Consider the following 14,899-nt stretch of genomic DNA (forward strand, 5'->3'; position numbering starts at 1 on the left):
CTCGCGCCCAGCAGGCAGGGGCGCACGCAACTTGGCATGACCTGTGCTGTGCCTTGTTCAGATCATGAGATTTCGACTCATGCATGGAGCCTGTCTATGAAAAATCAAAAAGGTTTTACTCTGATCGAGCTGCTGATCGTGGTGGCGATCATCGGGATTCTGGCGACGTTTGCGTTGCCGCAATATTCGAAGTACCAGGCGCGGGCGAAAGTGACCGCTGCTCTTGCAGAAATCTCGGCACTGAAAGTGCCTTTCGAAGACATTATCAACCAAGGTACTAATCCGACCCTCGCTCTGATCGGCGGTACGGCGACCACAGGTAATTGCACAATTACAGCATCGGGTACCGCCGCTGACGGCGCAGGTACTATCGGTTGCACGATCCTCAATGCTCCAGGACCGGTACTCAGCAAAACCATTACGCTAACACGCACACTCGCTGGTGGTTGGACGTGCGCCACCACGGCTGAACAGGAATATGCTCCTAAAGGCTGCACGGGTGCTGCCGCTGCTGGCTGATCCATTGTCATCCTGCCAATGCCCTGCTTCTCACGACGCGGGGCATTTTTTTGTTCGTCTTTTCCCCTGTTGTTCGAATTATCAAGAAACCCCCGACAATTCATGGCCTTAGGCCTGCGTTAAAACCCGCAAGTTGCATGTAGATAATTTATCAGTCATGCATTTTGCATGATTTCGGACATTGTCTTTTTATCTAACTTATTGATTTATAACTATTTATTTTTTATCTGACAGTTGGCACAGCGTTCGCACTATCTCCTGTAACCCTGCTGACAAGACACGCAGCAGACTTTCCAGAAATACAGGAGTTACTCGTATGAAGAAGTTCGCTATCGCTGCCGCTACTGCTACCGCGTTGACCCTGACCATGGCCAACGCTGCATTCGCACAGACCACCCAGGCGACTCAGGCACCCATGATGCTGGCCGCCGGTGAAGTCACTGAAGCGAAAGAGGATGTTTCCGATACCTGGATCACAACCAAAGTCAAAGCAGACCTGGTCACCGAAAAAGGCATCCCAGGCACCGACATCAAAGTCGAAACCAACAAAGGCGTTGTTTCCCTGTCTTCCATGACCGTTCTGACAGATGCTCAGAAAACAACCGCCGTGGCTATAGCCAAGAAAATCAAAGGCGTCAAAGCGGTGTCCGCTGACGGCCTGAAATCCGAGTAAGACAAGGCTTCTCGCCTGGACCGGGAGAAGGTGCGGTAGACGGGCCGAGTCATACGTCTGCCGCTACTTGAGAGTTCATGCGAAGGCCACAAGGACGTGGCCATTACAGGCCCTGGCATTCGTGTCGGGGCCTGTTCTATTGCGGGCTACGCAAAACAACTGTGGGAGCGAGCAAGCCCGCTCCCACATTGGTTTGTGGTGGATTCAATTACCACGCTTGCTGGTGATTCGAACCAACCTGTTTCCTTCAAAGCGCAGGTACTGGTACATCCCGCTGTTGGGCCCGTAGGTCCATTCCTCGACTTGAAATTCTTCCCGTCGATTGGCGCTGCGCTTGTAGCCCAGCAAGTCGCGGGCAACGGGCTCTCCGCATTTTTGCAGCACTTCGCTGGACCTGTCCCCGACGCTGATCAATTGACTGCCGCAACGCAAGGTATCGGCCGCCGCTGCCTGGCCGGCAACCAGCAACAGAGACAGGCTCAGAAGCCAATGTGCGCCCATCATTCGGCATCCAGATGCATGGGCGTGATAACGCGGCCATCGCTTTCTGCCTCGCCGAGGCTGGCGTCGATGAAGTACACGCGGTCATCGGCCAATTGCCCCTTGTCCACCAGATAATCCTTGATGCTGCTGGCCCGTTCTTGCCCCAGTTGACGCAACAGCACCTCGCTGGAACTCCAGAACGCGATCACGTCTTCCCGCATTTTTTTGCTGCGTTCTTCCTTGCCCAGATCCTTCCATTCGGCGGGCGGCTGGGTCTTGAGGCGTGTGCGGTAGATCCCTTCAAGCAGCGGGCCTTTCTCGTTGTCCGGTACGTCCAGCAACGAGGCTTGGGCCGGTACTTTGTCACCGCGACGCTGGAGCATTTTGTAGTAGTTGTACTGGTATTCCCGCTCCAGGCGTTGCTCGGCAATCAGCGGGCCGTCGCTGCTCTTGGCGGCGGTGCCTTCGATTTCCAGGCGCAGGGCCGGACGCTCCTTGAGCGCTTGGGACAGTTTGACCAGCGCCGCTTCGGCGTCTTTGCTCAAGTCACTGGAACCCGGTGCAAATGCCACGCTGCCCAAGTCTTCCGAACCACCGCCGCTGACCAGCCCGCCAATCATTTTGAATGGCGCTGCGGCGGCTTTCACGATCAGGTTGCGCAGGGTCTGCCAGATAATAGGCATGACACTGAACTGAGGGTTGTTCAGGTCGCCGCTCACCGGCAGTTCGATGGAAATCTTGCCGTCGACATCCTTGAGCAAGGCAATCGCCAGTTTCAGTGGCAGGCTCACCGCGTCCGGGCTGTCGACCTTTTCACCCAGTTGCAACTGCTCGACCACCACTTTGTTTTCGGCCAGGAGCTGGCCGTTGGTGATCTTGTAATGCAGGTCGAGATTGAGCCGGCCCTTGCGGATACGGTAACCGGCGAACTTGCCGGAGTAGGGCGTCAAAGTGGTCAATTCCACCCGTTTGAAACTGGTGGCGATGTCCAGGCTGGCCATCGGGTCGAACGGATTGACCGAACCCTTGATGGTCACCGGTGCATAGCGGTCGACCTTGCCTTTGATGTCGACGCTGGCCGGTTTTGCCTGGCGGCTGTCGATGGTGCCAATCTTCCCGTTGAGCTGTTGAACGGCGGTGGCGAAGTTCGGGGTCAGGCTGAAGTCGGCGAAGTTTGCCGAACCGTCATTGATGGCAATGCCGCCAATGTGGATGCCCAGCGGTTTTTCTTTTCCGGCTGCCGGTTTGGCCGCAGCGGTGGTTGTGGCGCCGGCGTCGGCCGGTTGCGGGATCAACAGGTCATCGACGTTGGTGGTGCGATCATCGTTGATCATGAAGCGTGCATAAGGCTGGAACAAGTTGACCTTGTCGATCGACAGGCTGTCGCCATGCTGATAGTTAAGGCCTTCGAGCACCAACTGTTGCCACTTGAGGAAGTCGCGGGTTTTCAGAGTGTCGAGGGTATGCAGTTGATCGACCTGGGCTTTGCCTGTGACGCTGAACGCCAGCGGTTCGGTGCTTTTCAGGTCGACCGCCAGATCACTGCCCAGCATTCCGCTGCGCAATTCGAGACGAATGAACGGGTTGATGTAGGACTGGGCGACGCGCAGGTCGATGTCCTTCGTCTGCACGTTCAGTTTGGCGCTGATCGGGGCCAGATTGACCACGCCGTCCGCGGTGATCTTGCCTTGCTTGCCCACGCCGGAGTCGAGCTTGAGGTTGAAAGGTGAGCCATTGAGGCTATCGAAATTTTGCAGGTCCAGGTTTAGCGGACCCAGCTCCAGCGCCACCGCCGGTTGTGCCTTGCGGTCGGCCAGGTGCACCTGATAATCGCGTAGCTGCACGTCTTTGAGCAGCACCTGCCAAGGCTTGCTCGGCGCGGTCGGTTCAGGCTTCGGCGAATCGGCCACTGCCGGCGCGCTGGCTGGCTCGGCATTGGCTTTGTTGGCCGCTTTGGACGGCTGACTGGCGAACAGTTTTTGCCAGTCGAGTTGCCCGTCGGCTTCGAGGGCGGCCCAGGTTTCCAGTTTTTTGCTACGTATCTTGCCGACCACCACTTGCTGTTTGGCCAGGTCTACGGTGGTTTCGCTGATGTCCAGCCGCTCGAGCTTCGCCAGCGGTCGACCGTCCGGCGTCTTGATGGCGAAAGGCGCGACACTGACGGCAACGTTACTTAGCAGCAGTTCGGTTTCCTTGGCCAGGTTGAGTTTGTAGTCGGTGCTGAGGCTGATGACGCCATCTTCGAGTGCAAGTGGCACAGCATCGCGCACATAGGGCCAGAAGGATTTCATCTTGCCGTCGGTGATTTTCAGCTTACCTTCGGAGGCGATCGGGATCAGGCTGAAATTACCGGTCCAGTCGATCTGTCCACCTGCCGGGCCGATGGCGACCAACGTCATGTCGGCGCTGTCTTCAGGCAGGGTGCTGAGGTTTTTCAGTTCGAAATCGAGTTTGTCATAGAGGAACTCGATGGGTTCGCTGGGCCGTGCATCCTCGAAATGTAAGGAGCCGCCGGCCAGTTTGATTCGCTCCACGCGCAGAGGGAATGGTTTGGCGTCCGGATCGACCGGGGTCGGTTCGCTGGCGGGGATTTTGAACAGGCCGAGCAGGTTGAGTTTGCCGTCTTTGCCGAAAAGGATTTCGGTCTTGGGTTTGTCCAGTTCGATATCGGACAAGTGCAGCGCCTTGGTCCAGAGGCTATCGATCTGCAGGTTGGCGTACAGACGTTCGAAGCCCACTTGCTCTTTGCCCGGCTCGCCGATGACCAGGCCCCAAAGGGTGACTTCAAGGCTGAACGGATTGAGTTCGATCCGCTGAATCGTGGCGGGCGTCGTGGCGTAGTTGGCCAATTGTTGGTTGGCGATTCGCAACGCGATGCCCGGCAAAATCAGAAATCCCAACAGGCTATAAAGAGCCAGGGCAGTCAACAAGGCGCCGATAGCGCGAATCAATCCTTTGGGCATGTGCGGCTTCATCTGTCGGAATCGGAGTGCCTTGGAGTATGGCATGCGTTTGCGGTTCCGAAGCAACCAGGCTTTATAGGATTTATCTGATTATCGGTGCGAATTTTCAGAGCTGCAGAATGAGCGTTTTCAGTGGCGGCTGCTGATCCAACGATGGGAAATCGCTGCCCGGTGTCAGCGCTGTCCACTCACGCACCGGGCGCCCGGCCTTCTCTGCGCAGCGCAAAACCTGCTCGCGCCAATCGTCCATGCTGACCTTCGCCAGGTTGTTGCAGCAGATCAGTACGCCATCGTCGGCGGTGGTCAGCAGCGCCGGTTTGAGCAGGCTCTGGTAGTCGCGCAACAGGTCGACCGTGCCGAAAGCACTCTTGGCCCAGGCCGGAGGATCAAGCAGTACCAAATCGTACTGACGCGGGTCCAGACGTTGATAGCTCGGCAGTTTCTGGCCGCGACGCTGGCTGATCGGCAGACCGGCCAATTGACGAATCGCCGGGAAATAATCGGACTGGATGAATTCCATCGTCGGCAATTGCGGGTTGAGCAGACCGTTCTCACGACCGACCGCCAGATTGCCTTCGGCAAAGTCCAGGTTACACACCTCGCTCGCACCACCCGCCGCGGCGCTGAGGCCGACGCCACAGGTGTAGGCAAACAGGTTCAGCACACTTTTGTTTTTGCTGTGCGCCTTGACCCAGCCGCGAGCGTTACGCAGATCGAGAAACAGCAACGGGTCCTGGCCGGCGTGGCGCCCGCGAACCCGGTAGTTCAGTCCCCATTCGTGACCGATCAGATCTTGCAGGGCGGCTTCGTCGGCGCGGTAGACGGTGTCTTCGCGGTCGATGCGCGAGTTGCCACGGGAGCGGTCGTTGTAGACCAGCAGGGTGTCGAGGCCCAACTGCTGATTGACGATCTCGTGCAGTTGCAGCAGAGCGTCACGCTCCAGCGCCTGATGAAAACTCTGCACCAACAGTTGCGGACCGTAGCGGTCGATGGTCAGGCCGCCGGCGCCTTCCTGGCTGCCGTGGAACAGGCGATAGCAATCGGTGCCTTGCTGATGCAGCTCGGCAAGCAGGTCCTGACGATGATCGAGGGCGGCGCGCAGCGCCTGATTCAAGGAAGACATGCTGGGCGCCTTGCAGGAGGGAATTGGGGCGCGGGAGTTTAACAGCTTGGACGATGAAGAACCTGTACCTGTAGGAGCGAGGCTTGCCCGCAAAAGCGGTGTGTCAGGCGACATTAATGTTGACTGTGCCGCCGTCTTCGCGGGCAAGCCTCGCTCCTACAGGGATGTGATGGCCAATGCACGGCATGGGCTCATTGGTTCAGCCGCTGATCGATCAGCCCTTGCACCACGCTCGGGTCGGCGAGGGTCGAGGTGTCGCCCAGGCTGTCCAGTTCATTGCAGGCGATCTTGCGCAGAATTCGCCGCATGATCTTGCCCGAGCGGGTTTTCGGCAGGGCCGGCGCCCACTGGATCAAGTCCGGTTTGGCGAAGCTGCCGATTTCCTTGCTGACATGCGCCAGTAATTGTTTCTTCAGTTCGTCGTTGGGTTCGGTGCCATTCATGGGTGTGACAAAGGCATAGATGCCCTGGCCTTTGACGTCGTGGGGGTAACCGACCACGGCGGCCTCAGCGATGCTGTCGTGCAGCACCAGGGCGCTTTCCACTTCGGCCGTGCCGATGCGGTGCCCGGAGACGTTGATCACGTCGTCGATGCGCCCGGTGATCCAGTAATCGCCGTCCTCGTCGCGACGTGCGCCGTCGCCGGTGAAGTAATAGCCGGGGTAGGGCTTGAAGTAGGTTTCGATCATCCGTTTCGGGTCGCCGTAGACGCTGCGGATCTGCGCCGGCCAGCTGGACTTGATGGCCAGTATGCCGCTGCCGGCGCCTTTGATTTCCTTGCCGTGTTCGTCGAGCAATACCGGTTGCACGCCGAACATCGGTTGGGTGGCGCAACCGGGTTTGATCCGTTGGGTGCTGACCAGCGGGCTGAGCATGATGCCGCCGGTTTCGGTCTGCCACCAAGTATCGACAATCGGGCAGCGCTGCTCGCCGACTGTATTGAAATACCACTCCCAGGCTTCCGGATTGATCGGCTCGCCGACGGTGCCGAGTAACCGCAGGCTCTCGCGGGACGTTTCCTTCAACGGCTCGGGGCCTTCACGCATCAGTGCACGCAGGGCAGTCGGGGCGGTGTAGAAGATGTTCACGTGGTGCTTGTCGATCACCTGCCAGAAGCGCGAGGTGCTGGGGTAGCTCGGCACACCTTCGAAGATCAGCGTGGTCGCTCCGTTAGCCAGCGGCCCGTAGACGATGTAGCTATGGCCGGTGACCCAGCCGACATCGGCGGTACACCAAAAGATTTCACCGTCGCGATAGTCGAACACGTACTTGAAGGTCATGGCGGCTTGCAGCAAGTAGCCGCCAGTGGTGTGCATTACGCCTTTGGGTTTGCCGGTGCTGCCGGAGGTATAGAGGATGAACAGCGGGTCTTCGGCGTCCATAGGCTCTGGCGGGCAGTCGTTGCTGACGTCGCGCAAAGCCTGGTGGTACCAGATGTCCCGATCCTCGACCCAGTTAACCTGGCCTTGGGTGCGTTCGACCACGATCACGGTGTTCACGTTGGGGCAGCTTTGCAGCGCCGTGTCGACGTTCTGTTTGAGCGGCACGAATTTACCGCCGCGCACGCCTTCGTCGGCAGTGATCACGGTGCGGCAATCGGCGTCGAGAATCCGGTCGCGCAACGAGTCCGGAGAGAAGCCGCCGAACACCACCGAATGAATCGCACCGATTCGCGCGCAGGCGAGCATGGCGTAGGCGGCTTCGGGGATCATCGGCATGTAGATGCACACGCGGTCGCCTTTCTTCACACCACGGCTTTTGAGCACGTTGGCCAGTCGGCAGACGTTGTGATGGAGTTTTTTGTAGGTGATCTGGGCGGATTCGGCGGGGTCATCGCCTTCCCAGATGATCGCGATTTGATCGCCGCGTTTTTCCAGGTGACGGTCGATGCAGTTGTAACTGACGTTTATCTGTCCACCAGCGAACCAGCTCGCCTCACCGGTTTTCAGGTCGTAACGCTGGACGGTTTGCCACGGCGCGCTCCAGTCGAGAAAGCGTGTGGCCTGTTCTGCCCAGAAGGTGCTGGGGTGCTCGATGGATTGGCGGTACAGGCGTTGGTAGTCGTCTTGACTTAACTGTGCAGCCCGGCGGACGGCATCGGCTTTGGGGAACGTGCTGATATCGAACATGACGGTTCCTTATTCTTGTTGCAACAAGTAATAAAGATGCGCCCTGTGAATTTTGAGTTCAAGTGTACATAGAACCAATGTGGGAGCGGGCTTGCTCGCGAAAGCGGTGTGTCATTCAACATTGGTGTCGACTGATACACCGCTTTCGCGAGCAAGCCCGCTCCCACAGGGTCAGTGATGACCTGTGGGAAAGAGTCTCAAATCACCCGCGGTGACGACCGCGGAAGTAGTTGATCAAGCCTTGGGTGGAGGCATCGTCGGCCGGGGTTTCTTCGCTGCCGACCAGGCGGTTGTAGACGCCTTTGCCCAGTTCCTTGCCCAGCTCCACGCCCCACTGGTCGAAGGCGTTGATGCCCCAGACCACGCTTTGCACGAAGACTTTGTGTTCGTACATCGCCACCAGTGCGCCGAGACGACGCGGGCTGATACGTTCGACCACGAGGGTGTTGCTCGGACGGTTGCCCGGGATCACCTTGTGCGGCGCGACTTTTTGTACTTCCTCTTCGCTCAAGCCCTTGTCGCGCAGTTCGGCTTCGGCCTCGCCCAGGGTCTTGCCCAGCATCAGCGCCTGGCTTTGCGACAGGCAGTTGGCGTACAGCCACTGGTGGTGGTCGGACACCGGGTTGAAGCTGACGATTGGCACGATAAAGTCGGCCGGAATCAGTTGGGTGCCTTGGTGCAGCAACTGGTGATAAGCGTGCTGACCGTTGCAGCCGACGCCGCCCCAGATCACCGGGCCGGTATCGGTGGACACTGGCGTGCCGTCCTGGCGTACGCTCTTGCCGTTGGATTCCATGTCCAGCTGTTGCAAGTGTTTGGTGATGTTGCGCAGGTAGTGGTCGTACGGCAGGATCGCGTGGCTTTGCGCGCCCCAGAAGTTGCCGTACCAGACGCCGAGCAACGCCAGCAGTACCGGCATGTTCTGTTCGAATGGCGCGCTCTGGAAGTGCTGGTCCATGGTGTAGGCACCGGACAGCAGCTCTTTGAAGTTCGACATGCCGATGGCCAATGCAATCGGCAAACCGATAGCCGACCACAGCGAGTAACGCCCGCCAACCCAGTCCCACATCGGGAAGATGTTTTCTTCGCGAATACCGAACGCTACCGCTGCCGCGTTGTTGCTGGATACGGCGATGAAGTGACGGTACAGCTCGGCTTCCGAACCACCCTGAGCCAGGTACCAGGCGCGTGCGGCCTGGGCGTTTTTCAGGGTTTCGAGGGTGTTGAAGGATTTCGACGAGACGATGAACAGTGTGGTCTCGGCGCGCAGCTTCATGGTCAGTTCGTGGAATTCACTGCCATCGATGTTCGCCAGGTAATGGCAGCGCACGCCTTTCTGGGCGTAGGACAGCAGCGCTTCGGACACCAGTTCAGGGCCGAGGAACGAGCCACCGATGCCGATGTTGACCACGTCAGTGATCGGCTTCTCGGTGTAACCGCGCCACAAACCATCGTGGATGCGGCCCACGAGGTCGGTGATCTGGTTCAGCACTTTATGCACGTCGGGCATCACGTTGACGCCGTTGACCGACAGCTTGTCGCCCACCGGGCGGCGCAGTGCGGTGTGCAGGGCGGGGCGGCCTTCGGAAGAGTTGACGATTTCGCCATTGAACAGCGCTTTGATCGCGCCTTTGAGGTCGACTTCGTTGGCCAGGCCCACCAGCAGGTTGCGGGTCTCGGCGTTGATCAGGTTTTTCGAGTAGTCGAGAAACAGGCCGCAGCTGCTGAGGGTGAATTGAGTAAAACGCTGCGGATCGGCATTAAAGGCTTCGCGCATGCTGAAATCCTGCATGGCTTGGCGGTGGTCATTCAGCGCTTGCCAGGCGGGCAGAGCGGTAACGTCGTGAGGGGTGCGGTAATACGCCATCGCTGCGGTTTTCCTTTTTACTTGAACGGCCTTTTGAACACGATAAATCCCGGAGCGCTGTGGGTGGGCGTCCGGTCAACTGCGTCGACACGATTTCATGGCGCAGGGCGAATACAGTAAACCTCGCGCTGCAATCTGTCTTGACTTTGTCTGACCTGCTCCCGGTACTTTTTTAACATTTAAACAGGGAGCGGTCCGACAAACGGAAGGCTGACAGGGGCGTCGGCTCGATCAGGCGACCTGAACCGGAATGGCATTGCTGGTGTGGCTCAACTCGTTACCCGGCGCCATGTAGAGCATGCGCGGCTTGAAGTTGAGCAGTTCGGCTTCGCTGTAGTGGGCGTAGGCGCAGATGATCACTCGGTCGCCGACCTTGGCCTTGTGCGCCGCGGCACCGTTGACCGAAATCATGCGCGAACCTTCTTCGCCACGAATCGCGTAGGTGGTGAAGCGTTCGCCGTTGTCGATGTTGTAGATCTGGATCTGTTCGTACTCACGGATGCCGGACAGATCCAGCCATTCACCGTCGATGGCGCAAGAGCCTTCGTAATCGAGTACAGCGTGGGTAACTTCGGCGCGATGCAGCTTGGCCTTGAGCATGATGGCGTGCATGAGTGTTTCCCCAGGTCGGAATCGAACGGCGGGCAGTTTGCCCGAAGGCTTTGGAGGCAGCAATACAGTCTGGAAACGACGTAGATCTAATGTGGGAGCGGGCCTGTGGCGAGGGGGCTTGCCCCGTTGGGCTGCGAAGCAGCCCCAAAATCTCTGATGTACCAAAGATCTTGTGAGTGCTATGCACTCAAACGGGGGCAAGCCCCCTCGCCACAGGCCCGCTCCCACATTGGTTTTGCGGTGCTCAGGCTGGTGCGTCGAGGTTCAAATGCAGGTTGTCGATCAACCGCGTCGTGCCCAGGAACGCCGCCACCAGAATCACCAGATCCCGATCTTCCGCCGTCGCCGGACGCAAGGTCAGCGCATGGCGAATTTCCAGATAATCCGCACGCAGGCCAGCGGCTTCAAGCTGTTTGATCTGCTCGTTGATCAACGTCGGGTAATCCCGCTCTCCCTGTTTAATTGCATCGGCAATATGGCTCAGGGTGCGATAGACCACCGGCGCGATGGCCCGCTGTTCTTCGCTGAGGAAACCATTGCGCGACGACAGCGCCAGACCGTCGGCGGCCCGCACGGTGGGTTCGCCGATGATCTGGATCGGCATGTTCAGGTCATGCACCAGGGCGCGAATCACCGCCAGTTGCTGGAAGTCTTTCTGGCCGAAGATCGCCAAGTCCGGCTGGACCATGTTGAATAGCTTGCTGACTACGGTCGCCACCCCTTCGAAATGCCCCGGACGGCTGGCGCCGCACAGGCCCTCGGACAGTTGCGGAACACTGACGCGGGTCTGACCGGCCATGCCATCGGGGTACATTTCTTCGACGGTCGGTGCGAACAGCAGATGGCAACCGGCCTGGAGCAGTTTCTCCTGATCGGCGGCCAGGGTCCGCGGGTACTTGTCGAGGTCTTCGCCGGCACCAAATTGCAGCGGATTGACGAAAATGCTCGCGACCACGAAATCCACCCGTTGGGTGGCTTTGGTAATCAGCGCGATATGCCCGCTGTGCAGGTTGCCCATGGTCGGCACGAAGCCGATGCGCTTGCCTTCGCTACGGGCGCGGGCCACGGCGGCCCGCAGTTCGCGTACGGTTTTTACGGTGTTCATGCAGAGAATCCGTGTTCGATGCCAGGGAAAGTCGCCGCTTTGACTTCAGTGACGTAAGCGCTCAAGGCTGCCTGGACGCTGGTTTGGCCAGTCATGAAATTCTTCACGAATTTCGGCACGCGGCCTGTAATGGACAAGCCCAGCATGTCGTGCAGGACCAGCACCTGGCCGTCGGTGCCACTGCCGGCGCCGATGCCGATCACCGGGATCTTCACCGCCTGGGAGATTTCTTCGGCCAGTTCGCTGGGCACGCATTCAAGCAGCAGCATGGCCGCACCAGCCTGTTCCAAGGAAATCGCGTCGGCACGCATTTGCCGCGCCTGGTTCTCGTTGCGGCCCTGGACTTTATAGCCACCCAGGATGTTGACCGATTGCGGCGTCAGCCCCATGTGCGCGCACACAGGGATGCCACGTTCGGCCAGCAGACGGATCGAGTCCGCGAGCCACAATGCTCCTTCAACCTTGACCATGTGTGCACCGGCCTGCATCAACAGGGCGCTGTTGGTCATGGTTTGTTCGAGGGTGGCGTAGGCCATGAAGGGCAGGTCGGCGAGGATCAGGGCATCGGTGTTGCCGCGTTTGACGGCTGCCACGTGGTAGGCCATTTCGGCGGTGGTCACCGGCAGGGTGCTGTCGTGACCTTGCAAGACCATGCCGAGTGAGTCGCCCACCAGCAGCACTTCAACCCCAGCCTCGTTGCAGGCGTGGGCGAAGGTCGCGTCATAGCAGGTCAGCATGGTGATCTTTTCACCTTTCTGCTTGAGGCTCTGGAGCGTGGTCAGGGTGATGGCTGGCATGAAAAAATCCTCATTACAGGCGCTATGGAAACTACTGCGAGTAACGCGCGTGATTCGTCATTTATACAGGCGCACCTTCTTTCGTGGTGCTTGTAAGGCCTGGATTGCGCCCTTTGGCGCCGCGTTGGCGGCAGCGGGACGCCTATAGTCGTGAGGAGAACCCGGGAAGTCAATTGCGTGTGTTACCGGGTTGTTACGCGTGGGGTGTTACCGGCGTTACTGATGCGATTCAGCAGATTTTTTTGCGGCTGCAGATCTTTGATACGACAGGAACCATTGTGGGAGCGGGCTTGCCCGCGATGGCGGACTATCATTCAACATTGATGTTGAATGTAAAGTCGCTATCGCGGGCAAGCCCGCTCCCACAGGGTTCTTTGTCAATTAGGGGGGAGGCGTTCCAACCCGACGAACGGGCAGGCAGCGAGTAATTCTGTGAGGGGGCGGCCGTCGGCCAAGCGCAGATCAGCTGGTGCCAGCTCGGCCAACGGATAGAGCACAAAGGCCCGTTCCTGCAGGTGATAGTGGGGAACTTTGAGGCGAGGTTCGTCGATCAATCGATCGCCGAACAGCACGATGTCCAGATCCAGCGTACGTGGGCCCCAGCGTTCAAGGCGTTCACGGCCTTGGCCGTTCTCGATGGCTTGCAGCGCATCCAGCAGGTCCAGCGGTGCCAGGCTGCTGTCGAGCGCGGCAACCGCGTTGGTGTAACGCGGTTGGCCGGGCAGCAGCGAGTCGCTTTGATAAAACCCGGAAACCCCGACCAGTTCGGTTTGCGGCAATTGCGCCAGCGCTGCGACAGCGCTGCGCAACTGTTCGGCGGGGTCAGCCAGATTGCTGCCCATGCCGATGTAGATGCGTTCCATGGCTTACTCGCCTGTAGCGCTCGGTGCGCCGGCAGCGCGCTTGCGCTTGGCACCGCCGCTACGGCGACGTTTGCGCGGAGCACCGGTACCGTCGTCCTTGCCGCTGAGGTCGCGGATCATGTCCCGGCGTTCGCTGTCGTTGGCGTCCTGATAGTCGGTCCACCATTCGCCCAGGCCATCGGTCTGTTCACCGGCGCTTTCACGCAGCAGCAGGAAGTCGTAACCGGCACGGAACCGCGGATTGTCCAGTAACAGGTCGGCGCGTTTGCCGCTACGCCGTGGCAAGCGCTCCTGCATGTCCCAGATCTCGCGGATCGGCATGGTGAAGCGTTTCGGAATAGCAATGCGCTGGCACTGCTCTGCGATCAATTCGTGAGCGGCTTCCTGCATCGCCGGAATCGGCGGCATGCCGCGTTCTTGCAGGCGCAACACACGGGCCGGCAGGGCAGGCCAGAGCAGGGCGGCAAACAGGAATGCCGGGGTGACCGGTTTGTTCTGCTTGATTCGCAGGTCCGTGTTGATCAGCGCTTCACTGATCAGCGTGTGCGTGTAGGTCGGGTTGTACTCCAACGCGGCCGCACTGGCCGGGAACAGCGGATCGAACAACTGCAGGTCGACCAGCATTTCGAAGGTGTCCGCGGCATAGCCGGAGAGGAACAACTTGAGCACTTCTTCGAACAGACGAGCCGACGGAATCTCGCGCAGCAACGGCGCCAGTTCGCGGATCGGCGTGGCGCTGTGTTTTTCGATGCCGAAATTCAGCTTGGCGGCGAAACGCACGGCCCGCAGCATCCGCACCGGGTCTTCCTGGTAGCGTTGCTTCGGATCGCCGATCAGGCGGATCAGATGATTGCGGATGTCGTGTACGCCGTTGGCGTAGTCGAGAATGCGCTCGCTGACCGGATCGTAATACAAGGCGTTGATGGTGAAGTCGCGACGTTGCGCGTCTTCTTCCAGGGTGCCGTAGACGTTGTCGCGCAAAATGCGCCCGCTTTCATTACGAGACGACTGGTTGCTGTCTTCGTCTTCGTCGTTTTGCGGGTGATTGGCGCGGAAGGTCGCGACTTCAATGATTTCGCGGCCAAAGTGGATATGCACCAGTTTGAAACGCCGACCGATGATCCGCGCGTTGCGGAATTCGGCGCGTACCTGTTCAGGCGTGGCGCTGGTGGCGACGTCGAAATCTTTCGGCGTGATGCCGAGCAGCATGTCACGCACACAGCCGCCGACCAGGTAAGCCTGGTAACCGGCGTTCTGCAGGCGTTCGACGATATTCACCGCGTAACGGCTGAACTGTGCCTTTTGCAGCGAATGTTGGCCGCTGTTGAGCACTTCAGGCGTACTGCGAATGTGTTGCGTATGACGCTTGGGAGAACGGAATGACTGGAACAACTTCTTCAGCATGGGATGCACTGTTTGAAGGAATGTTCGGCCATAACGAAGAATGACCGCATGATGGGCGGGGATTCTAGCATTTAGTCGGGGGATGGTGTAGGAAGCTGCGCAAGCGTGTGAAGGGGATGTCGGTAGCAGGGGCAAACGGCAGAAACCACAAGGGGAGCCGAAGCTCCCCAAGAAGTAGTTGCATGCTCTATTTTTATTATTGGTTTCGGGCTTCTTGTTTTTGTTGAGCGCCCTCGCCATGAAGTTTTCCTTCATGACCCTCCCAATCGGGAGCCAAGAGCAAACGGATTGCTTTGGTCGCTGTGTTGCTGTGATCGTTCGATCCAACCAGTTCAGGCACTGTCTCGGGACAGTTTTTTAT

12 protein-coding genes are annotated in these 14,899 nt (G+C 58.9%); 2 read left to right on the plus strand and 10 right to left on the minus strand.

The genetic code is table 11. The features are described 5' to 3' along the window. The first annotated feature begins 96 nt into the window (after positions 1 to 96). Positions 97 to 519: a pilin gene (locus ACZ9IM_RS22980; RefSeq protein ID WP_008068485.1), complete on the plus strand. Its 423-nt coding sequence runs from the start codon at positions 97 to 99 to the stop codon at positions 517 to 519. A 316-nt stretch (positions 520 to 835) separates the two neighbouring features. Beyond that, positions 836 to 1,192, plus strand: a complete 357-nt coding sequence (locus tag ACZ9IM_RS22985; protein ID WP_007901973.1) for a BON domain-containing protein — start codon at positions 836 to 838, stop codon at positions 1,190 to 1,192. A 204-nt stretch (positions 1,193 to 1,396) separates the two neighbouring features. Here the strand turns inward: ACZ9IM_RS22985 and ACZ9IM_RS22990 are convergent, their stop codons facing one another. The 10 genes from ACZ9IM_RS22990 to ACZ9IM_RS23035 form a co-directional block, all read right to left on the minus strand. After that, positions 1,397 to 1,693: a DUF2845 domain-containing protein gene (locus tag ACZ9IM_RS22990; protein ID WP_427626880.1), complete on the minus strand. Its 297-nt coding sequence runs from the start codon at positions 1,691 to 1,693 to the stop codon at positions 1,397 to 1,399. After that, positions 1,693 to 4,683 (minus strand): DUF748 domain-containing protein, encoded by a 2,991-nt coding sequence (locus ACZ9IM_RS22995; protein WP_476225033.1) that lies wholly within the window; start codon positions 4,681 to 4,683, stop codon positions 1,693 to 1,695. The genes ACZ9IM_RS22990 and ACZ9IM_RS22995 overlap by 1 nt, the downstream gene beginning before the upstream one ends. Before the next feature lie 61 nt (positions 4,684 to 4,744). Continuing rightward, positions 4,745 to 5,761, minus strand: coding sequence for a class I SAM-dependent rRNA methyltransferase (locus ACZ9IM_RS23000; protein ID WP_427626849.1), 1,017 nt, complete (start codon positions 5,759 to 5,761; stop codon positions 4,745 to 4,747). A gap of 191 nt (positions 5,762 to 5,952) precedes the next feature. Next, positions 5,953 to 7,890, minus strand: coding sequence for an acetate--CoA ligase (acs, locus tag ACZ9IM_RS23005; protein WP_476225034.1), 1,938 nt, complete (start codon positions 7,888 to 7,890; stop codon positions 5,953 to 5,955). A gap of 202 nt (positions 7,891 to 8,092) precedes the next feature. Beyond that, a complete protein-coding gene (gene pgi / locus ACZ9IM_RS23010; protein ID WP_427626845.1) occupies positions 8,093 to 9,757 on the minus strand; it encodes a glucose-6-phosphate isomerase in 1,665 nt (554 codons plus the stop codon). Between the two features lie 231 nt (positions 9,758 to 9,988). Beyond that, positions 9,989 to 10,369, minus strand: coding sequence for an aspartate 1-decarboxylase (gene panD / locus ACZ9IM_RS23015; protein ID WP_008153310.1), 381 nt, complete (start codon positions 10,367 to 10,369; stop codon positions 9,989 to 9,991). A gap of 244 nt (positions 10,370 to 10,613) precedes the next feature. After that, positions 10,614 to 11,474: a pantoate--beta-alanine ligase gene (panC, locus tag ACZ9IM_RS23020; protein ID WP_476225035.1), complete on the minus strand. Its 861-nt coding sequence runs from the start codon at positions 11,472 to 11,474 to the stop codon at positions 10,614 to 10,616. Beyond that, positions 11,471 to 12,271: a 3-methyl-2-oxobutanoate hydroxymethyltransferase gene (gene panB / locus ACZ9IM_RS23025; protein ID WP_008068507.1), complete on the minus strand. Its 801-nt coding sequence runs from the start codon at positions 12,269 to 12,271 to the stop codon at positions 11,471 to 11,473. The genes panC and panB overlap by 4 nt, the downstream gene beginning before the upstream one ends. Before the next feature lie 377 nt (positions 12,272 to 12,648). Then, positions 12,649 to 13,134: a 2-amino-4-hydroxy-6-hydroxymethyldihydropteridine diphosphokinase gene (gene folK / locus ACZ9IM_RS23030; protein ID WP_427626839.1), complete on the minus strand. Its 486-nt coding sequence runs from the start codon at positions 13,132 to 13,134 to the stop codon at positions 12,649 to 12,651. A 3-nt stretch (positions 13,135 to 13,137) separates the two neighbouring features. Next, positions 13,138 to 14,538 carry a polynucleotide adenylyltransferase PcnB gene (locus ACZ9IM_RS23035; RefSeq protein WP_008068509.1) on the minus strand — a complete coding sequence of 467 codons (1,401 nt, stop codon included), beginning with the start codon at positions 14,536 to 14,538 and terminating at the stop codon, positions 13,138 to 13,140. Between the last annotated feature and the right edge of the window lie 361 nt (positions 14,539 to 14,899).

Source organism: Pseudomonas sp. TE12508 (assembly GCF_056279485.1).